Annotated in this window: 19 protein-coding genes; 12 read left to right on the top strand and 7 right to left on the bottom strand. The window is 75.3% G+C overall.

Annotated features, from left to right (window positions below; translation table 11 throughout):
• Positions 1–8 precede the first annotated feature (8 nt).
• Entirely contained in the window at positions 9–647 is a 639-nt protein-coding gene (gene rsmD, locus ACFQ8E_RS08870) for a 16S rRNA (guanine(966)-N(2))-methyltransferase RsmD (protein ID WP_430550201.1), read from the top strand.
• Here rsmD and ACFQ8E_RS08865 read toward each other — a convergent pair.
• Positions 572–1396, bottom strand: a complete 825-nt coding sequence (locus ACFQ8E_RS08865; protein WP_430550200.1) for a GNAT family N-acetyltransferase — start codon at positions 1394–1396, stop codon at positions 572–574. The genes rsmD and ACFQ8E_RS08865 overlap by 76 nt on opposite strands.
• Positions 1397–1480: 84 nt before the next feature.
• On the opposite strand from ACFQ8E_RS08865, the gene coaD reads away from it, so the two are divergent.
• The 6 genes from coaD (at position 1481) to mutM (ending at position 5270) form a co-directional block, all read left to right on the top strand.
• Positions 1481–1966, top strand: a complete 486-nt coding sequence (gene coaD / locus ACFQ8E_RS08860; protein ID WP_430550199.1) for a pantetheine-phosphate adenylyltransferase — start codon at positions 1481–1483, stop codon at positions 1964–1966.
• A gap of 62 nt (positions 1967–2028) precedes the next feature.
• On the top strand, positions 2029–2598 hold the full coding sequence (locus ACFQ8E_RS08855; protein ID WP_430550198.1) for a hypothetical protein: 570 nt from the start codon (positions 2029–2031) through the stop codon (positions 2596–2598).
• A 217-nt stretch (positions 2599–2815) separates the two neighbouring features.
• Positions 2816–3367, top strand: a complete 552-nt coding sequence (locus tag ACFQ8E_RS08850; RefSeq protein ID WP_430550197.1) for a YceD family protein — start codon at positions 2816–2818, stop codon at positions 3365–3367.
• A 2-nt stretch (positions 3368–3369) separates the two neighbouring features.
• Positions 3370–3564, top strand: coding sequence for a 50S ribosomal protein L32 (gene rpmF, locus ACFQ8E_RS08845; RefSeq protein WP_079574722.1), 195 nt, complete (start codon positions 3370–3372; stop codon positions 3562–3564).
• A 1-nt stretch (position 3565) separates the two neighbouring features.
• A complete protein-coding gene (rnc, locus tag ACFQ8E_RS08840) occupies positions 3566–4321 on the top strand; it encodes a ribonuclease III (protein WP_430550196.1) in 756 nt (251 codons plus the stop codon).
• The gene (gene mutM, locus ACFQ8E_RS08835; RefSeq protein WP_430550195.1) at positions 4314–5270 is read left to right on the top strand and encodes a bifunctional DNA-formamidopyrimidine glycosylase/DNA-(apurinic or apyrimidinic site) lyase; all 957 of its coding nucleotides are present in this window, start codon (positions 4314–4316) and stop codon (positions 5268–5270) included. The genes rnc and mutM overlap by 8 nt, the downstream gene beginning before the upstream one ends.
• Positions 5271–5291: 21 nt before the next feature.
• On the opposite strand, the gene ACFQ8E_RS08830 is transcribed toward mutM, so the two are convergent.
• Positions 5292–5852 (bottom strand): TetR/AcrR family transcriptional regulator, encoded by a 561-nt coding sequence (locus tag ACFQ8E_RS08830; RefSeq protein WP_430550194.1) that lies wholly within the window; start codon positions 5850–5852, stop codon positions 5292–5294.
• Positions 5853–5912: 60 nt separating this feature from the next.
• Here ACFQ8E_RS08830 and ACFQ8E_RS08825 point away from each other — a divergent pair, with 60 nt between their 5' ends.
• Positions 5913–6677 (top strand): DUF3995 domain-containing protein, encoded by a 765-nt coding sequence (locus tag ACFQ8E_RS08825; RefSeq protein WP_430550193.1) that lies wholly within the window; start codon positions 5913–5915, stop codon positions 6675–6677.
• Between the two features lie 14 nt (positions 6678–6691).
• Here the strand turns inward: ACFQ8E_RS08825 and ACFQ8E_RS08820 are convergent, their stop codons facing one another.
• Positions 6692–7630 (bottom strand): NAD(P)-dependent oxidoreductase, encoded by a 939-nt coding sequence (locus ACFQ8E_RS08820; protein ID WP_430550192.1) that lies wholly within the window; start codon positions 7628–7630, stop codon positions 6692–6694.
• Between the two features lie 126 nt (positions 7631–7756).
• Here ACFQ8E_RS08820 and ACFQ8E_RS08815 point away from each other — a divergent pair, with 126 nt between their 5' ends.
• From ACFQ8E_RS08815 to ACFQ8E_RS08800, 4 genes are all read left to right on the top strand, one after another.
• Positions 7757–9241 carry an APC family permease gene (locus ACFQ8E_RS08815; protein WP_430550191.1) on the top strand — a complete coding sequence of 495 codons (1485 nt, stop codon included), beginning with the start codon at positions 7757–7759 and terminating at the stop codon, positions 9239–9241.
• Position 9242: 1 nt separating this feature from the next.
• Positions 9243–9746 carry a hypothetical protein gene (locus ACFQ8E_RS08810; RefSeq protein WP_430550190.1) on the top strand — a complete coding sequence of 168 codons (504 nt, stop codon included), beginning with the start codon at positions 9243–9245 and terminating at the stop codon, positions 9744–9746.
• Positions 9743–11152 (top strand): dipeptidase, encoded by a 1410-nt coding sequence (locus ACFQ8E_RS08805; protein WP_430550189.1) that lies wholly within the window; start codon positions 9743–9745, stop codon positions 11150–11152. The genes ACFQ8E_RS08810 and ACFQ8E_RS08805 overlap by 4 nt, the downstream gene beginning before the upstream one ends.
• 427 nt (positions 11153–11579) lie before the next feature.
• Positions 11580–13235: a phytoene desaturase family protein gene (locus ACFQ8E_RS08800; RefSeq protein ID WP_430550188.1), complete on the top strand. Its 1656-nt coding sequence runs from the start codon at positions 11580–11582 to the stop codon at positions 13233–13235.
• Between the two features lie 43 nt (positions 13236–13278).
• Here ACFQ8E_RS08800 and cydC read toward each other — a convergent pair whose 3' ends face one another.
• Genes cydC through ACFQ8E_RS08780 form a run of 4 tightly spaced genes read right to left on the bottom strand, consistent with a single transcriptional unit; the run spans position 13279 to position 19419 of the window.
• A complete protein-coding gene (cydC, locus tag ACFQ8E_RS08795; protein WP_430550187.1) occupies positions 13279–15030 on the bottom strand; it encodes a thiol reductant ABC exporter subunit CydC in 1752 nt (583 codons plus the stop codon).
• Complete coding sequence (cydD, locus tag ACFQ8E_RS08790; RefSeq protein ID WP_430550186.1) at positions 15027–16787, bottom strand: thiol reductant ABC exporter subunit CydD; 1761 nt, start codon at positions 16785–16787, stop codon at positions 15027–15029. Before cydD ends, cydC begins: the two co-directional genes overlap by 4 nt.
• Before the next feature lie 52 nt (positions 16788–16839).
• Positions 16840–17889 (bottom strand): cytochrome d ubiquinol oxidase subunit II, encoded by a 1050-nt coding sequence (gene cydB, locus ACFQ8E_RS08785; protein ID WP_430550185.1) that lies wholly within the window; start codon positions 17887–17889, stop codon positions 16840–16842.
• Between the two features lie 30 nt (positions 17890–17919).
• Positions 17920–19419, bottom strand: coding sequence for a cytochrome ubiquinol oxidase subunit I (locus ACFQ8E_RS08780; RefSeq protein ID WP_430550184.1), 1500 nt, complete (start codon positions 19417–19419; stop codon positions 17920–17922).
• Positions 19420–19549 lie beyond the last annotated feature (130 nt).

Below are 19549 nucleotides of genomic sequence, written 5' to 3'. Positions count from 1 at the left end.
TCGGCGCCATGACGAGGATCGTGGCCGGCCGGTTCGGCGGGCGCTCGCTGCAGGTGCCGCCGAAGGGCACGCGACCCACCAGCGACCGGGTCCGCGAGGCGATCTTCTCCCGGCTGGACCACCTGGACGTGCTGGACGGCGCGCGGGTGCTCGACCTGTACGCGGGCTCCGGAGCGCTCGGCCTCGAGGCCTTGAGCCGCGGCGCCGCCGACGTCGTGCTGGTGGACGCGAACCGGCGGGCGGCGGACGTCGCCCGCCGCAACGTGGCGACCCTGGGCCTGCAGCGCGAGGTGCGGGTCGTCGCCGACTCCGCGGAGCGGTTCGCCGCCGGCGTCGCCGCACGCAAGGCCGGGACGAGCGCGGCGACCGGGTTCGACGTCGTCTTCCTCGACCCGCCCTACGACCTGGCCGAGGACGCGCTCGCGACGGTCCTGACCCACCTGGCCGCACCCGGGGTGCTGGCCGCGGGCGCCGTCGTCGTGGTGGAGCGGTCCACCCGTAGCCCCGAGCCGGCCTGGCCCACGGGCCTGGAGGTGCTCGCCCGCAAGGACTACGGGGAGACGGCGGTGCACTACGCCGAGCCGTCCGACCCCTCCGACGCTTCGGACCCGGTCGGGTCGGAGGGCGCGGGGGCCGGCGGGGCGTAGCGCTCCGCCCCCTCGAGGACGGCGACGGGCACGGCGGCCAGGGCCTCCGCGTCGGCCGCGTCGACGAGCGGCACGGTCTCCCCGGCCGCCGCCTCGAGCAGCCGCCGGACCGCCGGGTCGCCCGGCACGGTGCCCTCGCACTCGCGCAGGTGCTCCAGGAGGAAGCCGCGCACGGCGGCGGCCGGCACCGAGTCGGCGCCCGGGCCCGTCCCGAGCGCCATCAGCAGCATCGCGGGGACCCGCGGCGACCCAGGGCCGCCGATGCCCGGCTGGAAGTAGGGCACGGCGAGCACGCGCGCCCCGTGCCGCGAGTAGAAGCGCAGGCGCGCCGCCGGGTCCCCGTGGCTCGGGTGGGGCGCGTGGTGGCCGGGGTGCTCGACCTCCGCCAGCACGAGCACGGGGTGCAGCTCCTCGCGCCACCCGGCGAGCGACCGGTCGAGGAGCCGACCGCCGAGGCCTCCGCCACGGTGACCGGGCGCCAGCGCGAGGTAGTCCACGAGCAGCACCTGCGTGGCCCGCGACCACGAGGCCACGATCCCGGCGACGACCGTCCCGTCCTGCTCCACGCCGTAGGCCGTGAGCCCGCCCGCCGCGAGGCCGGCCCGCAGGTCGTCGGACGACGTGAGCTCGTCGGGCGGGAAGGACGGCGCCAGGACGTGCCGCCACAGCGAGTCGAGCTGTGCCGGTTCGGTCAGCGGCACCACGGTCGGCTCCGCGGGCGACGGGTGGGGCGCGGCGTCGTCGGTCATGCCCTCAGGGTGTCCCCGTCGCGGGGTGACGGCACCCCGACCGGGCTCCCGGGGATCGCGACGCCGCTGTACTAGCGTGACGGCGTGAGCATCGCCGTCTGCCCCGGGTCGTTCGACCCGATCACGCTCGGCCACCTCGACATCGTGCGGCGCACGCGCCGGATGTTCGACGTCGTGGTGGTCGGGGTGGCCCGCAACGCCGCCAAGAACGCGCTGCTCGGCCCCGAGGAGCGGGTGGAGCTGGCCCGGACGGCGCTCGCGGCCGACCCGGAGACCGCCGACGTGCGGGTCGAGGTGGTGCCGGGGCTGCTGGTGGACTTCTGCCGGGAGGTCGGGGCCGTCGCGGTGGTCAAGGGCCTCCGCGGCGGTGCGGACTTCGACTCCGAGCTGCCGATGGCCCTCATGAACCGGCACCTGACCGGGATCGAGACGGTCTTCGTCCCGGGGGAGCAGCGGTACGCGCACGTCGCGTCGTCGCTGGTCAAGGACGTGGCCCGGTACGGCGGGCCGATCGACGACCTGGTGCCGGACGGCGTCGCGGACGCGGTGCGAGCAGCCCTCGGCAGATGACGCGGGGCTGACGAGCCGGGCCCCACGAGCAGGGCCCCACGAGCAGGACCAAGGAGCAGGGGATGAGCGAGACGACCGAGACCACTCCCGGGACCGGCCAGGGGGGCAACCCGGCCGGCGGGCTGCTGGACATCCTGGAGGACCTGGCCGCGCTGGTCGAGAACGCGCGCTCCGTGCCGCTGTCGACCAACGTGAAGGTGGACCGCGACCAGGCGCTGGCGCTCGTGGACGAGCTGCGCGACGCGCTGCCCACGCAGGTGGCCCGCGCCGACGAGGTGCTCGCGGCCGCCCGCGACACCCTGGACGACGCGCACCGCCAGGCGGAGGAGATCGTGGCCGCCGCCCGCGCCCGGGCGATCGAGCTGGTGCAGTCCGAGCAGGTCGTCGTGCAGGCGCAGTCGCGCGCGGCCGAGGTCGTCGCCGAGGCGGAGGCGCGCGCGGCGGCGCTGCGCACCGACGCGGACTCGTACTGCGACGGGCGCCTCGCGGACTTCCAGCAGGACCTCGACGCCCTGTCGAACCAGGTGCGTGCCGGCCGGGAGAAGCTGGCCGGGCGCCTCGAGCAGGGCGCGCCGCGGGTGCGGTGGGACTCCGTCGCCGATCCGCGCTGGCCGCAGGAGAGGCGCTCCTGACCGGCCCTCCTGACACGCGCTCCTGACGCGCACATCGCGGGCCGGGGCCGCCTCGTAGCGCGTGAGAGACTCGTCACTCGCGGGCGTGCTGCACCACGGCGCCGGCATGGCCTAGACTAGGTCGCTGGCCCGGGTCCGGGCCGAACTCCTTCCCGCCCGTCGGGTCCACCCCTGTTCATCGGAGCCTGCCATCGCCACCGCGAAGCCCTCGCCGCTCGTGCTCGACACGCACGAGCTGTCTCGGCGACCCGGTTCGATGGAGGAGGTCGCGCGCGTCGTGCCCGCCCCCGCGGACATGGGGACCGCCGTCATCGGCGTGCCCGAGGGCGACGACCTCACCCTGGGCCTCCGGCTCGAGTCGGTCATGGAGGGGGTGCTGGTGTCCGGCGTCGTGCGCGGCACGGCGGTGGGGGAGTGCGTGCGCTGCCTCGACCCGGTCTCCCAGCAGGTGACGGTGCGCGTGCAGGAGCTCTTCGCCTATCCCGAGAGGGCGCAGGCGGCGGAGGGGTCCGGCGACGAGGACGCCGAGGACGAGCCGGTCCTGGTCGACGACCAGGCCGACATCGAGCCGGCGGTTCGGGATTCCCTCGTGACTGCACTACCATTTCAACCGCTGTGCCGTCCGGACTGCCCCGGCCTGTGCTCCGTCTGCGGGGCGCGGCTGGCGGACGACCCGGACCACCATCACGACGTTGTCGACCCCCGGTGGTCGGCGCTGCAGACCATGCTCGAGGAGTCGAGCGTGTCCGACGAGACGAAAGAGAGCTAGCCGTGGCTGTTCCGAAGCGCAAGATGTCGCGCAGCAACACCCGTGCGCGCCGTTCGCAGTGGAAGACCACCGCGGCGGTCCTCACGACGTGCCCGAGCTGCAAGGGGCAGAAGCTGTCCCACGCCGCGTGCCCCACCTGCGGTGCCTACAAGGGCCGCCAGTACGCCGAGGCGCTGCGCACCGAGCACGCGGGCTGACATGCCTGCACCCGGCAACCGGCCCCGGCCGGAGCCGACCGCTCTTCTCGAGAAGCTCGGGGTCCACCTGGATCCCGAGCTTCTCGTGCTTGCCCTGACGCACCGGTCGTTCGCGCACGAGGCCGGGGGCATCCCGACCAACGAGCGGCTCGAGTTCCTGGGCGACACCGTGCTGGGGCTGGTCGTGACCGAGGCGCTGTACCGGCGCCACCCCGACCAGCCCGAGGGCGAGCTGGCGAAGATGCGTGCGGCGACGGTGTCCCAGCGCGCGCTGGCCGCGATCGCGCGCCGCCTCGACCTCGGCGGCTACGTGCTGCTCGGCAAGGGCGAGCTCCGCACCCGCGGCTTCGACAAGGACTCGATCCTGTCGGACACCGTGGAGGCGCTCATCGGCGCCACCTACCTGTCGCACGGCCTGGAGCCGGCGCGCGAGCTGGTGCACCGCCTCGTGGACACGACGCTCGACGCGGCCGCCGGGCTCGGCGCGGGGCTCGACTGGAAGACGTCGCTCCAGGAGGCCGCCGCCGTACGTGGCTTCGGCGCCCCCGTGTACGAGGTCACCGGCGAGGGGCCGGAGCACGCGCGCGTCTTCCACGCGCAGGTGACCACCGGCCCGGTGCTGGGACTCGGCACCGGTTCCGCGAAGAAGCACGCCGAGCAGGCCGCCGCCGAGGAGGCGTACCGCGCCCTGCAGCAGCTCCCCGTGCCCGGCGCCGGCTCGACGTCCGGCACGACGGGCGACGCCGCCGGTGCCTGAGCTCCCCGAGGTCGAGACCGTCCGCGACGGCCTCGACCGCCTGGTCGTGGGCGCCGTCGTGCGCGACGTCGAGGTGTTCCGCGACTACTCCGTGCGGCGGCACGACGGCGGCCCCGCCGGGTTCGCGGACCAGCTCCGCGGCAGGCGGCTGGCCGCCGCCGTGCGGCGCGGCAAGTTCCTCTGGCTGCCCCTCGAGGGCGGTGGGACCGGCGTGTCGGGTCCGGCGGCCGACGACGTCCCGGCGGCCGCGCTGCTCGCGCACCTCGGCATGTCCGGCCAGCTGCTCGTGCGCGACCCCGCCGTCGCGGGCGACTGGGCGCACCCGCACCTGCGTGCCCGCCTGCACCTGACCGGTGCCCCGAGCGGGGCGGAGTACCTCGACTTCGTCGACCAGCGCACGTTCGGCCACCTGTCCGTCGTCGACCTGGAGCCGACGGACGACGGCGCCCCGGGCGGGCTCGGCAGCGACCTACCGGCCGTGCCGGAGCCGGTGGCGCACATCGGCCGCGACCCGCTGGACCCCGCGTTCGACGCCGACGCCGTCGTAGCCGCGGTCCGGCGCCGGCGTACCGGCCTCAAGCGTGCGCTGCTGGACCAGACGCTGCTGTCCGGCGTCGGCAACATCTACGCCGACGAGGCCCTGTGGCGCGCCCGCCTGCACTTCGCTCGCGCGACCGACCGGCTGCGGCCGGTGGAGGTGCGCCGCGCCCTCGACGCCGCCGCCGAGGTCATGGCCGAGTCCCTGGCGCAGGGCGGCACGAGCTTCGACGCGCTCTACGTGAACGTCAACGGCGAGTCCGGCTACTTCGCGCGCGGCCTCGCCGCCTACGGCCGCGAGGGCGAGCCCTGCCCGCGCTGCGGGGCTCCGATCCGGCGGGACGCGTTCATGAACCGCTCGTCGTACACCTGCCCCGTCTGCCAGCCGCGGCCGCGGAACGGCCGCTGGTGACGCGCCCCTGACCGCGCCGGCTCACCGGCCCAGGGCCCAGGCGACCAGCTCGTCGACCGCGCGCCGGTCCAGCGCGCCGGCCCCCGCGTTCCGCAGGGCGTACTCGCCGAGCAGGGCCCGGTACAGGACCGCGGCACGTCGCGGCGCGTCCGGCGCGTCGGCCCCGATGAGGAGCCGCTCGAGGTAGGCGGTCCGCGCCTCGTCGACGGCGTGCACCGCGTCGCGGGCGCGGGGGTCGCGTGCGGCCCAGGCGCGGACGGCGCCGTCGAACCGGCCGTCGAGGATCCCGCCGGGCCCGCCTCCCGCGTGCTCGAAGGCCAGGCGCACGAGCTCGCGCAGCCGGTCGGCCGGATCGTCGGAGGACTCCTCCACGCGCGTGATCACGCCGGCCGTGCCTGCCGCGCGCCAGTGGTCCAGGACGGCGTCGAGCAGCCCGGCCCGGTCCGCGAAGTGCCAGTAGAAGCTGCCCTTGGAGACACCGAGCTCGCGGGCGAGCGGCTCGACGCGGACGGCGTCGACGCCGTCCGCCGCGAGCCTCCCCGCGGCGGCGCGGACCCAGTCGGAGGCGGAGAGCGAGGCCATCCGTTGACCATACGGCACCGTATGGCTAGCCTGACCATACGCCACCGTATGGAGGATCCGATGTCGATCGCCGCCGCCGTCCTGCTCGTCGCCGTCGCCACCCTGCACTCCGTGCTCGGGGAGCACGTGATCGTCCGTCCGCTGCTCGCCTCGCCCGACTGGCGCGCGCGCCTCGCGCGACCGTGGGCCGACCGCCTGCTCCGGGCGGTCTGGCACCTGCTGTCCCTGGCGTGGTACGCGCTCGCCGCGATCCTGCTCGGCCTGCCCGTACCGGTGGTCGTCGGGCTCCTGTGCCTCGCCACCGGCGGGGCCATCTTCGGGTTCGTTCCCGGGCACCTCGCCTGGCCGGTCTTCGTCGCGGCGGGGCTGCTGGCGCTCGGGGCCGGCGGGGCGGTCCCCGAGCCCGTGCTGGGGGTCGGTGCCGGGGCCGCCGTCGTCGCCGCCCTCGTCGCCGCGGGCTTCCACGTCGCCTGGGCGGCCGGGGCGACGACCGGGCGGGGCCGCGTGCTGCCGCAGCGCACCGGCACCCGAGAGCCGGTGGTGCGGCCCGGCCCGGTCGCGACGCTGGTCGTCGTCGTGGCGCTGCTCGCCTACGCGGCGGTGGTCGTGGCGCTGGCCCTCGGGGCCGACGGGGGCTGGTGGCGCGGGCTCGGCGTCGCGGCCCTGGTCGTCCTGCTGGCACGCGTCGTGGGGGACGGGCGCTACGTCGGTGTGTCCAAGCGGGTGCGGGGCACCCGGTTCGCCCGGGCCGACGACCGCTGGTGGACCCCGGCCGTCGGCCTGCTGGCGGCCGGTGTCGCGGCCGGCCTGGCGCTGGCGGCCTGACCGGCCGAGGGGCGTCAGCGCGCGACGACGTTGCGCAGACCCGCCGCGCCGTCGGCCAGCCAGGCCCGCGCCTGCTCGGTGACGAAGCCGGCCGCGCCCTGCGGCCTCCCGCCCGCGACGTGCGGCGTGAGGATGAGGTGCGGCGCGTCCCACAGCGGCGAGCCCTCGGACAGCGGCTCCGTCTCGGTGACGTCGAGCGCGGCGCCGGCGATCGTGCCGTCGCGCAGTGCGGCGACCAGCGCCTCCTCGTCGACGGTGGCCCCGCGGCCGGCGTTGACGAACCGGGCGTGCGCGGGCAGCAGGGCGAGCACGCGCGCGTCGAGGGCGTGGTGGGTGGCCTCGGTCGCGGGCAGCAGGGAGATCAGGACGTCCGTCGTGGGCGCGACCTCCTCGATCGAGCCCACCACGGGGAAGCCGTAGCGCTCGCCCTCCGACGACGCGACCCCGGTCACGCGCGCACCGAGCGCCGCGAGGAGCGGGGCGAGGACGGCGGCGATGGAGCCGAAGCCCCAGATCGTGACGCGGGCGCCGTGCAGCGTGAACTGCGACTCGTGGGTCGCCTGCTCCCTGCCGAGGTCGCGGTCCCAGCGGTGCTCGTGCTGGGCGGCCAGGGTGCGGTCGAGCCGCCGCACGGACGCGAGGACGAGCGCGAGCGTGTGCTCGGCGACCGTCGCGTCGTGCAGCGAGCGGCCCGAGGAGATGACGACGTCGGGCGCGAACCCCGCGGCGAGCGCCTGGTCGGGGCCGGCGTTGAGGGTCTGCACCCAGCGCAGGTGCGTCATCCGGCGCGCGGCGTCCTCCAGGACCCGCTGGGGGCTGGACCACGTGACCAGGGCGTCGGCGTCCACGTGCTCCTCGGGCACGGGATCGCGCATCACGTAGCGCGCCACCTCCACGCCGGGGACGTCGATCGACAGGTCGAAGGGCACGTTGCCCGGCACGAGGAGCTTCACGCCTCGCGACGCTATCAGCCGGTGGCCGGGTGGTTCGGCGCCGTTCGCCGTGCGCCCCGTGACCTGCCCTCTTATCGTGCGAAGGGCCGGCGTCCGCCGGGAGGCACGGGTGTCGAGGAGGTCGGCATGGCGACGTCGGGGACGGGGACGGCGCCGCCGACCCGCGAGCAGGTGCGGCAGGCGATGACGGCGCGCACGCCGCGCAACTACATCACGTGGATCACGCTCGCGTTCATGATCACGTCGTCGGTGGCGAGCCTGCGGGCCGCTCCGACGATGGCGGTCTACGGGCTCGCGGCGGTCTTCCTGTACGTGGTGCCGGCGCTGGTCTTCCTGCTGCCGACGTCGCTGGTGTCGGCGGAGCTGGCGTCCGGCTGGTCGGGCGGCGTGTACCGGTGGGTGGCGGAGGGGCTGTCCAAGCCGCTCGGCTTCCTGGCCGTGTGGTGCCAGTTCGCGATGACGATCTTCTACTACCCGAGCCTGCTGGGGTACGTGGCCAGCACGTTCGCGTACGTGATCAACCCGGCCCTCGCGTCCAACGGCGTGTACGTGGCGATCGTCATCGTCGTCGTCTACTGGTCCGGGGTGTGGGTGTCGTCGCAGGGCACGAAGACGGTGGCCGGGCTGTCCAGCGCGGGCCTGATCATCGGCACGCTCATCCCGGCCGCGATCCTCGTGGTGCTGGGCATCGTGTTCCTCGGCCAGGGCAACACCTCGGCCGCGCCGATGGACTCGAGCCACCTGCTGCCGCAGTGGACCGGCATCGCGTCCCTGGTGCTCATCGTCAACAACTTCCTGTCGTACGCGGGCATGGAGATGAACTCCGTGCACGTGAACACGCTGAAGAACCCGGGCAAGGAGTTCCCGCGCGCGATGTTCCTGGCGATCGGGCTGGTGCTGGTGATCTTCATCCTCCCGGCGGTCGCGATCAGCTGGGTGATCCCGGCCGACCAGCTCTCGCTGACCGCGGGCGTCATGCAGGCGTTCGACGCGTTCTTCGCCAACTTCGGCGTCTCGTGGCTCACGCCGATCCTCGGGCTCATGCTCATCGCCGCGTCGATCGGCGGCATGCTCACCTGGCTCGCCGGGCCGTCGAAGGGCCTGCTGACGGTGGCGCGCGAGGAGGGCTACATGCCGCCCTTCCTGCAGCGGCTCAACAAGAACGGCGTGCAGCAGAACATCCTCGTGGCGCAGGGCGTGTTCACCACGGTCATCGCCCTGCTGTACGCGTTCATCCCGGACGTCTCCAGCGCGTACTGGATCCTGTCGGTGATCACCACGCAGGTGTACCTGATCATGTACCTGCTGCTGTTCGTCGCGGCGATGCGGCTGCGGCGCACCGCGCCCGACCACCCGCGCGGCTACCGCGCCCCGGCCCTCGGCGTCCTGTGCGTGGTCGGCTTCCTCGCCTCGGTCGCGGCGCTGATCATCGGCTTCGTGCCGCCCGCGCAGTTCTCCAGCGGCTCGGTGGGGGTGTACATCCTCATCGTCGGCGGTGGCCTCGGCATCATCGGCCTGCTGATCCCGTGGCTGTTCCTCCGGCTCCGCAAGCCGTCGTGGCGACAGCCGGCGGACGTCACCGCGGACGTCGCGACGGACGAGGGGGAGTGAGATGACCACCACGACGTCGTCGCCGGGGACGGAGCCCGGCGCGCCGGTCCGGCACCGCTGGGTCACGTACACGGCCGCTGCCGTCCTGCTCCTGGTGCTCGGCGCGATCATGGTGGTCCAGTTCGCCGGCTACCAGGACCGGCAGGACCAGCGCGAGGCGGAGCAGAAGGCCGCCACCCTGCACGCCGCGTTCGCCGACATCGGCATCACGGCCTTCTCCGAGGAGACCATCGCCCGCGTGCTCGGGTCCGACGGCGGCGGGTTCTGCACCGACCCCGCCGCGCTCGTGGACGCCACCGCGAACCTCGGGTCCGCCAACGGCGCCGCCGGCCCGGGCCTGCGGCCCTCCGTGCTCGACGAGCGCCGCCTCGAGGGCGACCGCCTCGTCATCGAGACCTACTGCCACGACCAGCTCGACGAGTTCGACGCCTACGTCGACTCCCTCAACCTGGACGACACCACGACCCAGCCGGCCGGCGAGCCCACCAGCGAGGAGACCTCATGAGCACCCCCGACCTCGTGCCGGACGCCGTGCCGGACGTCGCGGCCGTGCGGACCGCCGTCGGCCCGCTGCTGCCGCGCGCGCTCGACGACCTGCGCACCCTGGTCGCCATCCCGTCCGTCGCGGACGAGCGCCTGTACCCCCGCGAGGAGTGCGAGCGCGCGGCGCAGTGGGTCGTCGACGCGTTCCGGGCCGAGGGCATCGACGACGCGCGTCGCGAGCGCACCCCCGACGGCTCGGACGTCGTCGTCGGGTACCGGCCCGGCCCGCCCGGGGCGCCGACCGTGCTCCTGTACGCGCACTACGACGTGCAGCCGCCGCTCGACGACGCCGCATGGACGACCCCGCCGTTCGAGCTGACGGAACGCGACGGCCGCTACTACGGCCGGGGCGCGGCGGACTGCAAGGGGAACGTCGTCACGCACCTCACCGCCCTGCGCGCCCTGCGCGCGCTGGTGGGCGACGACCTCCCCGTGGGCGTGCGGATCGTGATCGAGGGCTCGGAGGAGCAGGGCACGGGCGGCCTGGACGGGTGGGTGGAGGCGAACCCGGGCGCCCTGGCCGCCGACGCGATGCTCATCCAGGACACCGGCAACGCGACGCTCGGCCTGCCCACGCTCACCGTGTCGCTGCGCGGGGCGACGAGCGTCGTCGTGCGCGTCGAGGCGCTCGAGGGCGAGATCCACTCCGGCATGTTCGGCGGGGCCGCGCCCGACGCCCTCGCGGCGCTGGTCGCCCTCCTGGCCTCCCTGCGCGACGCCGACGGGAACACGACGATCGACGGCGTCGACGCCTCGGGCACCTGGCCGGGCGTCGGGTACGACGCCGACCAGTTCCGCGCCGACGCGGGCGCCCTGCCGGGCACGCGGCTGCTCGGCGACGGCACCGTGGCCGACATGCTGTGGGCCCGCCCGGTCGTGACGATCCTCGGCATCGACGCGCCGTCCGTCGTCGGGTCGGCGGCCGCGATCCAGCCGCGCGCCGCGGCGCGCCTCAACCTGCGCGTGCCGCCCGGCGCGGACGCCCGCGACCTGCAGGACAAGCTCGTGGCGCACCTCGAGGCGCACGCGCCGTGGGGCGTGCGCGTCACCGTGGAGCGCGACACCCCGGGGCAGCCGTTCGCCGCCCGGACCGACGGGCACGTCTTCGAGACGCTGTCGACGGCGCTCGCGGACGCCTACGGCCGCGGCACGGTGACCGCCGGGCAGGGCGGGTCGATCCCGCTGTGCAACATCCTGGCGGGCCAGTACCCGGACGCCGCGATCGTGCTGCTCGGCGTCGAGGAGCCGGCCTGTCTGATCCACGCGCCGAACGAGAGCGTGCACCCGAGCGAGATCGAGAATCTCGCCGTCGGGGAGGCGCTGTTCCTGGCCCGGCTCGGCGTCAGGCGCTCGTCGGCGTCGGGCTGACGGGTGCTCCCCGGTACCAGGCGCTCGCCCCGGGGAGGTACATGGTGACCGTCGCGGCGACGACGGCCGCCACGTGCACCACGCGGACGGGCGGCGCCGGTAGGCGACGACCAGGAGCGTCGCGACGCCGTACACGACCACGCGGAGGCCGAGGTTCATCCAGAGCCCGGCATCCATCGCACCGGTCGTCGCCCACGGGATGACGACCAGCAGCGTCTCGACGGCCCCGACCCGACCGCGACGGCCCACAGGGCGGTCGCGCGACGGACGACGGCAGGCGGACGGGAGCGCGCCATGCTGGTGCTGGCCTCGAGTGTCTGCATGTCGCCGACGCCAGGCGCACGGACCGCCCGGTCCGACCGTGCTGTGCTCCGTGTTCCGGTAGGGGAAACCACCGTCGTCTCGGCGGCTACGGCACGATGGGCACATGACGACGACGTCACCCGCCGAGGTCGGCACCGCACGGCGCCCCCTCGCCGCCCGCTACGACGCCGTCGTGGTGGGCGGCGGGCACAACGGGCTGACGGCAGCCGCCTACCTGGCGCGGGCGGGGCGCAGCGTGCTGGTGCTCGAGCGTCTCGACCACGTGGGCGGCGCGGCCGTGTCGGCGCGGGTGTTCCCGGGCGTGGACGCGCGGCTGTCGCGCTACTCGTACCTGGTCTCGCTCCTGCCGCGCCGGGTGATCGAGGAGCTGGGCCTGCCGGTCACGCTGCGCCGCCGCCGGTACTCCTCCTACACGCCGGTGGAGGACACCGGTCTGCTCGTCGACACCGGGGACGACGCCGTCACCCGCGCGTCGTTCGCGGCGGTCGGCGCGGAGGGCGACCACGCGGCGTGGCAACGCTGGTACGCGGCCACCGGCCGCCTCGCGCGCCGGCTGTTCCCGACGCTGACCGAGCCGCTGCCCTCGCGCGCCGAAGCCCGCGCGCTCGTGGACGACGCCGCGACCTGGCGCGACCTCGTCGAGCGGCCGCTGGGGGAGGCGCTGCGGGACCGCTTCGCCTCCGACGTCGTGCAGGGCGTCGTCGCGACCGACGGGCTGATCGGCACGTTCGCCGACCTCGACGAGGGCTCGTTGGCGCAGAACCGCTGCTACCTCTACCACGTGATCGGCGGCGGCACGGGGGACTGGGACGTGCCGGTGGGCGGCATGGGCGCCGTGTCCGGGGCGCTGCGGGACGCCGCGGCCGCCGCCGGCGCCATGGTGGTGACGCGGGCCGCGGTGTCCGCCGTGGACCCCGGCGGCGGCGACGCGCGGGTCGCCTGGTCCGACGACGACGGTCGCGACCACGAGGTCGCGGCGGGCGCGGTGCTGTGCGGCGCGGCGCCCGACACGCTCGACCGCCTGCTGGCGGCGACCGGGGCCGCGCCGTCGGGCCGCGCCACGCCGCAGCCGCCCGAGGGCGCCCAGCTCAAGGTGAACCTGCTCGTGCGCCGCCTGCCCCGCCTGCGCGGCAGCGACCACGGCACGGGCGTCGACCCGGCCGCGGCGTTCGGCGGCACGTTCCACGTCCACGAGTCGGCCGCGCAGCTCCGGGCCGCGCACGCGCAGGCGGCGTCGGGACAGGTCCCCGAGGTGCCGCCGTGCGAGATCTACTGCCACTCGCTGACGGACCCGAGCATCCTCGGGCCCGAGCTTCGCGCCACCGGCGCCCAGACGCTCACCCTGTTCGGTCTGCACATGCCCGAGCGGCTGTTCCGCCCCGACCCCGTAGGGGCGCGGGAGCAGGCGCTCGCGGCCACGCTCGCGTCGCTGGACTCGGTGCTCGCCGAGCCGATCGAGGACGTGCTGCTGCACGACGCCGACGGTCGTCCGTGCCTCGAGGCCCGCACCCCCGTGGACCTCGAGGGGGACGTCGGGCTGCCGGGCGGGCACATCTTCCACCGCGACCTGTCGTGGCCGTGGGCCCCCGGCGACGACGGGGACGACGGGGACGACACGGGGCTGGACCGCCCGGGCTCCTGGGGCGTGGAGACCGTGCACCCGCGCGTGCTGCTGGCCGGCGCGGGCGCACGGCGCGGCGGGGGCGTGAGCGGCGTCCCCGGCCGCGCCGCGGCGATGGCGGTGCTGGGCGGCGGCTAGCGGATCCCGGCGCGCCGTGGGCCGTGCGGCCCGGACTCCCTCGTCACCCGGGGAGGACCCTGGCTTCTTCGTCCCGTTCCTGCTCGGCCGCCCACGCGTAGTCCGGCTCGTCGCGCAGCAGCGCGGAGTGCGGGCCCCGCGCCACGACCCGCGCGGCGGCGTCCCCGGCCTCCGGACCGGCGCCCAGCAGCAGCACCTCGTCCGCGACCGCGAGCGGTGTGAGCCGGTGCGACGCGACGACGACCGCGCGCCCGGTCCCGCGGGCGTGCGCGGCCAGCGTCGCGACCAGCGCGTCGGCGGTGGCGGCGTCGAGGTGCTCGGCGGGCTCGTCGACGAGGAGGACCCGGGCGGGCGCGAGGAGCGCCCTCGCGACGAGCAGGCGTCGGCGCTCGCCGCCGGAGACGTCGGCGCCGTCCGGGCCGAGCATCGCGTCCAGGCCGTCGGGCAGCCCGGCGAGCCAGGCGTCCAGGCCGACGGCGGCGAGCGCGCCGCCGGCCTCGTCGGCAGTCACGTCCGGCCGGGCGACACGGAGGTTCTCCAGGACCGTCGTGCCGAACACGTGCCCGTCCTCGGCGACGAACAGCGCCCCGCCGTCGCCGGTCCGGACGGCGCCGGCGCGTGGCGGCAGCAGGCCCGCCGCCGTGAGCAGCACCGTCGTCTTGCCCACGCCGGACGGCCCGGCCAGGGCGACGACGGCGCCGGGGCGCAGCGCGAGGTCGACGCCCTCGACCACGGCGCGGTCCGCCCAGCCGGCGCCGACGCCGTCGAGCTCCAGCAGCGAGTCCGACGCCTGCCCCACCGGGGGCGCCCCGCCGGGCTCGGTGTCCGACAGGTCGGGGAGGAGGGCGACGAGGCGCCGCGCGGCCTCCCGCGACCGGCGCAGCTGGACGGCGGCGGCGGGCAGCGTCGACGTCGCCTCGAAGACGGCGAGCGGGGTGAGCACGACGACCGCGAGCTCGACGGGAGTCAGCGTGCCCGCCGCGACGGCGGGGAGGCCGAGCAGCAGCGAGCACAGCACGGCGAGGGTCTGCGCCCCCGCGTCGATGGCCGCCGACGTGCCGGAGATGCGCGCGCCGTCGTCGGTCGAGCGGGTGAGGCGCGCGTCGGCGGCGCGCAGGCCGGCGAGCCGGGCGTCGAGCCTGCCGGCGACGCGCAGCTGCTGACCGTCCTCCAGCAGCTCGAGCGCGCGCCCGGTCACCTCGGCCCGCGCCGCGGCGCCCCGCCGCTCGACCGACGCCGCCGCGCGGGACGCCAGCCACGGCGCCAGCACGCCCGTGAGCAGCAGGCAGCCGAGCAGGGTGGCACCGGCGGCGGGCAGGAAGGCCCCCACCAGGACCACGGAGCCGAGCCCCACGCACGCCGCCACCCCGGCGGGGATCAGCGCCCGTACGACGACGTCGCCCACCGCGTCGACGTCGGCGCCGACGCGGGCGAGCAGGTCGCCGCGGCGCAGCGCGATCACGCGCGTCACGGGCCCCCGGGCCAGCGCGTCGTAGAGGTTGGCCCGCAGTGCTGCCATGCCGCGCAGGGCGACGTCGTGGGACGCGAGCCGCTCGAGGTAGCGCAGCACGCCGCGGCCGGTGCCGAAGGCGCGGACGGCGACGACGGCCACCGAGAGCTGCAGCACGGGCGGCATCTGCGACGCGCGGGCGATGAGCCACGCCGCGGCAGCGGCCAGGCCCACCGAGAACCCGAGCGCCAGGGTGCCGAGCGCGACGGCGCGCGCCACGCGGGTCCAGCGCACCTCCAGCATCGGCAGCACCCGGCGCAGCGGGTCGGCCGCGCCGCGCCTCATGACGCCACCGCCTCGGCCGGGCCGACGACGCGCGCGGAGACGTCCACCACCTGGTCGGCGAGCGCCAGGAGCGACGCCCGGTGCGCGACGACGACGACCGTGCGCCCGGCGTCGCGCCACGCGCGCACGGTGTCGAGCACCACCTGCTCGCCGCGGGCGTCCAGGTGCGCGGTGGGCTCGTCGAGCAGCACGAGGGGCGGGGGAGCGCCGTCGCCGGGTGTCTCGCCGTCGAGCAGCGCGGCGGCGAGCGCCACCCGCTGCCGCTGCCCGACGCTCAGCCCGGTGCCGCCCAGGCCGACCGGGGTGTCCCACCCCTGTGGCAGCCCCGCGACGACGTCGTCCAGGCCGGTGGTCCGCGCGGCCGCCGCCAGGGCGTCGGCGGGCACGGGGCGGCCGTCGGTGACGGCGTCGCGCACGGTGCCGGGGGCCAGGGTGGGGCGCTGCGGCACCCACGTGACCTGCGGCCACCAGGTGGCCGGGTCGACGGTGCCGAGGTCTGTCGGGGTCACGGCGCCCGGAGCCTCGACGAGCACCCGGCCCTCGTCGGGGCGCAGCAGCCCCAGCAGGACGAGCGCCGTCGTGGACTTCCCCGCGCCGCTCGGCCCGCGCAGCGCGACGACCCTGCCGCCGCCGGGGCGGCCGGTGCCGAGCGGCACGCGCGCCATGAGCCCGGCGGGGGCGAGGACGCCGCGGTCGCCGGCACGGACGCCGACGCCGTCGAGCACGAGGGTCGCGCCGGCGAGGGCCGGCGCGGGGGTGGTGCCCGCGACCGGGACGGGCCGCTCGAGGAGGGTGAAGGCCCGATCGGCGGCCGCCAGGCCGTCGGTGGACGCGTGGAACTCGGCGCCGACGCGACGCAGCGGCAGGTAGACCTCGGGCGCGAGCACGAGGACGGCGATGGCGGGCACCAGGGCGATCATCCCCTCGACGAGGCGCAGGCCGACGCCGACGGCGACGATCGCGACCGACAGCGTGGTGAGCAGCTCCAGCACCATCCCGGACAGGAACGCGATCCGCAGCGTGCCCATCGTGGCGCGCCGCGACGCGTCCCCGAGGGCCCGCACGCGGGCGCCGGGCCCGATCTCGCGACCGAAGGCCCGCAGGGTCGGCAACCCGGCCAGCAGGTCGAGCACCTGCGACCCCAGGCGCTCGATGGTGCGCAGCCGGCGTTCGGAGGCGCCCGCGGTCATGACGCCGACCAGCCACATGAACAGCGGCACCAGCGGCAGGGTGACGACGCAGATCAGCGCGGAGACCCAGTCCAGCCCGAGGACGACCAGCACCAGCGCGGGGGTGAGGATCGCCGTGAGGAGCAGCTGGGGCAGGTAGCGCACGAGGTACGGGCCCAGGTCGTCCAGGCCTCGCGTGGCGAGCGTGGCCGTGGCGGCGGCCCCCTCGCCGTCGGTGCCGCCCCCGGTGGGCCGCGGGCCCAGCGCCACCGCGTGCGCGACCACCTGCTCGCGCAGCTCGGCCACGACGTCGGCCGCCGCCTTCTGCGCGTACCGCTCCTGCGCCCAGGCGATGACGGCGCGCGCGGCGATCGCGGCGACGAGTGCTCCGAGCCACGGCGCGACGTCCGCCAGGGCGAGCGGCGCGCCCGCGCTGCCCGCCGTGACGGCCGGGCCGAGGGTGTGCGCGATGGCGAAGGCCTGGAGCACGACGGCGCCGGCGGCGGCGACGCCGAGCGCCGCTGTGAGGGCGACGTACCACCGGGCCGCGCGCGCACGCCGCAGCAGGCGGGGGTCGAGGGGCTTCACGGGAGCAGGCCAGGGGTCGGCACGAAGGTCAGTATCGACGACGGGGCGCGCGTCAGAACGCCGCGTCCTTGATCTTCTGCCACGACAGCCCCGCGGGGGCGGGGATGTCCTTGCTGGAGAGGCGCCGGCGGAAGATCCAGTACGTCCACGCCTGGTAGGCGATGACGAGCGGCGTGAGCACCACCGCCACCCACGACATCACCGTGAGCGTGTACGGCGTCGAGGCGGCCTCCGCCACCGTGAGGGCCTCGCCACCGTCGAGCGCGGGGATCACGTCGGGGTACATGGAGCCGAAGATCAGGACGACGGCGCTCGCGATGGCGACGGCCGAGAGCGTGAACGCCCATCCCTCCCGTCGCGCCCGCGCGGCCACGACCACGCCGACCAGGGCGAGGGCGGCGACGCCGACGGCCGCCCACGTCCAGGTCGCCGAGTAGGCGACCTGGGCCCAGACGGCCCAGCCGCCCGCGACGACGAGCGCGACCACGGACAGCGCCGACGCGAGCCGGCCGGCGCGCTCGCGCACGTCGCCGTCGGTCTTGAGGGCGACGAACACGCTGCCGTGCAGCAGGAAGAGCACCAGCGTGGTGAGGCCGCCGAGCAGGGCGAACGGGTTGAGCAGCGCCCAGAAGCCGCCCACGTACTGGTGGTCGACGTCGAGCAGCAGGCCGCGCACCAGGTTGCCGAACGCGACGCCCCACATGATCGACGGGATCCACGACCCGAACTGGATGGCGACGTCGCAGCGCCGCGCCCACCGGGCGTCGGAGATCTTGCCGCGGTACTCGAACGCGACGCCGCGCGCGATGAGGCCCAGCAGGATGATCAGCAGCGGCAGGTAGAAGCCGGAGAACATCGTGGCGTACCACTCGGGGAAGGCGGCGAAGGTGGCGCCGCCCGCGGTGAGCAGCCACACCTCGTTGCCGTCCCACACCGGGCCGATCGTGTTGATCAGCACCCGGCGTTCCTTGTCGCGCTGCTCCCTGCCGCCGCGCGGCAGGATCGACAGCAGCATGCCGACGCCGAAGTCGAAGCCCTCGAGCACGAGGTAGCCCGTCCACAGGACGGCGATGATGACGAACCAGAGGATCGCGAGGTCCACGGGGGTCTCCCAGTTCTCGGTGTCGGGCGCTCAGTACGCGAAGGACAGGGGGCGGTCGGTGTCGTCGGGCTCCTGCGCCTCCGGCGACTCGTCGCGGACGGAGTCCGGGACCCCTTCGACGGCGTACCGGTGCATCAGCCGGTACCAGACGACGGCGAGCACCGCGTAGACCAGCGTCAGCACGATCATCGACGTGAGGATCACGCCCGCCGGCACCGCCGTGGACACCCCGCGCTCGGTGAGCAGCCGCACCTGGTCGATGCCCGTCGGGTTGGGCGCCACCACCCACGGCTGGCGGCCCACCTCCGTGAAGATCCACCCGAACGAGCAGGCGAGGAACGGCATGGGGATCGCCAGGAGGCCCAGCCTGCCCAGCCAGACGTTGTCGCTCACCCTGCCCTTGCGGGTGGCCCACAGCGCGGTGAGCGCGAGCGCCAGGGAGAACACCGCCAGTCCGATCATGAGCCGGAACGACCAGTACGTGATGGCCAGCGGCGGCGTGTACGTGACGGGCTCGCCCGACGCGGTGACGTCGCCGTACCGCTCGGTGTACTGCTCCTGCACGTCGTAGACGCCGGGCAGGTAGGACTCGGGGCCCGAGAAGTGGCCGGTGCCGAGGAAGCTGGTGACGCCCGGCACGGAGATGAGGTGGTCCACGTCCTCGCACCCGGCGTACAGGGGGCCGACGGCGAGGATGGAGAACTCGGCGGCCTCGGTGCCCTCGCACAGGGCCTCGGCCGACGACATCTTGCCGGGCTGCTGCTCGTACATGAGCTTGCCCTGGAGGTCGCCCGACCAGATCACCCCGGCGCCGGCGATGATCATGGTCCACACGCCGACGAGGACCGCGGGCCGGTACACGGTGCGCGCCTTCTCGACGTTCTCGGGCTTCTTGCTGCGCACGAGCCGGACCATCCACCACGTGGCGATGCCGCAGACGAACGTGCCCGCGGTGAGGAACGCGGCCGTGATCGTGTGCGGGAACGCGGCCCACAGCGTGTTGTTCGTGAGCACGGCGCCGATGGACTCCATCTCGGCGCGCCCGGTCTCCTCGTTGTAGATCGTGCCCACGGGGTGCTGCATCCACGAGTTCGCGGCGAGGATGAAGAACGCCGAGAGGTTCGTCGCGAGCGCGAACAGCCAGATGGCCGCGAGGTGCACCTTCTTGGACACGCGGTCCCAGCCGAAGATCCACAGGCCGAGGAAGACGGACTCGACGAAGAAGGCCGCCAGCGCCTCCATCGCGAGCGGCGCGCCGAAGACGTCGCCGACGAAGCGGGAGTACTCGCTCCACGCCATCCCGAACTGGAACTCCTGCCAGATGCCGGTGACCACGCCCAGCGCGAAGTTGATCAGCAGGAGCTTGCCGAAGAACTTGGTCAGCCGGAGCCAGCGCTCCTTCTTGGTGACGACCCACGCCGTCTGCATCCCGGCGACCAGCGGTGCGAGGCCGATGGTCAGCGGGACGAAGATGAAGTGGTACACGGTCGTGATGGCGAACTGCCAGCGGGCCAGTGCGAGGGCGTCCACGGGGTTCTCCTTGCTCGTTCGTCCGACCGGTCTCTCGACCGTAGGACCACCGGTGCGCGGGCGCACGACCAGCGCGGTCGTCGTCACGGGACGGGATTCGTGAAGACTTTCACGATCTAAGTAGTGAAGG

It is taken from the genome of Isoptericola sp. NPDC056573 (genome assembly GCF_042793335.1).
GTDB lineage: Bacteria > Actinomycetota > Actinomycetes > Actinomycetales > Cellulomonadaceae > Isoptericola.
This window is presented reverse-complemented; position numbering and strand designations above follow the sequence as displayed.

Excerpts from the sequence above, each read along its gene's own strand:
- ACFQ8E_RS08800 (WP_430550188.1), top strand. The coding sequence starts at position 11,580 with ATGACGACGACGTCACCCGCCGAGGTCGGCACCGCACGGCGCCCCCTC.
- ACFQ8E_RS08865 (WP_430550200.1), bottom strand. The coding sequence starts at position 1,396 with ATGACCGACGACGCCGCGCCCCACCCGTCGCCCGCGGAGCCGACCGTG.
- rnc (WP_430550196.1), top strand. The coding sequence starts at position 3,566 with ATGCCTGCACCCGGCAACCGGCCCCGGCCGGAGCCGACCGCTCTTCTC.
- rsmD (WP_430550201.1), top strand. The coding sequence starts at position 9 with ATGACGAGGATCGTGGCCGGCCGGTTCGGCGGGCGCTCGCTGCAGGTG.
- ACFQ8E_RS08855 (WP_430550198.1), top strand. The coding sequence starts at position 2,029 with ATGAGCGAGACGACCGAGACCACTCCCGGGACCGGCCAGGGGGGCAAC.
- ACFQ8E_RS08805 (WP_430550189.1), top strand. The coding sequence starts at position 9,743 with ATGAGCACCCCCGACCTCGTGCCGGACGCCGTGCCGGACGTCGCGGCC.
- cydC (WP_430550187.1), bottom strand. The coding sequence starts at position 15,030 with ATGAGGCGCGGCGCGGCCGACCCGCTGCGCCGGGTGCTGCCGATGCTG.
- ACFQ8E_RS08815 (WP_430550191.1), top strand. The coding sequence starts at position 7,757 with ATGGCGACGTCGGGGACGGGGACGGCGCCGCCGACCCGCGAGCAGGTG.
- ACFQ8E_RS08825 (WP_430550193.1), top strand. The coding sequence starts at position 5,913 with ATGTCGATCGCCGCCGCCGTCCTGCTCGTCGCCGTCGCCACCCTGCAC.
- ACFQ8E_RS08830 (WP_430550194.1), bottom strand. The coding sequence starts at position 5,852 with ATGGCCTCGCTCTCCGCCTCCGACTGGGTCCGCGCCGCCGCGGGGAGG.
- ACFQ8E_RS08810 (WP_430550190.1), top strand. The coding sequence starts at position 9,243 with ATGACCACCACGACGTCGTCGCCGGGGACGGAGCCCGGCGCGCCGGTC.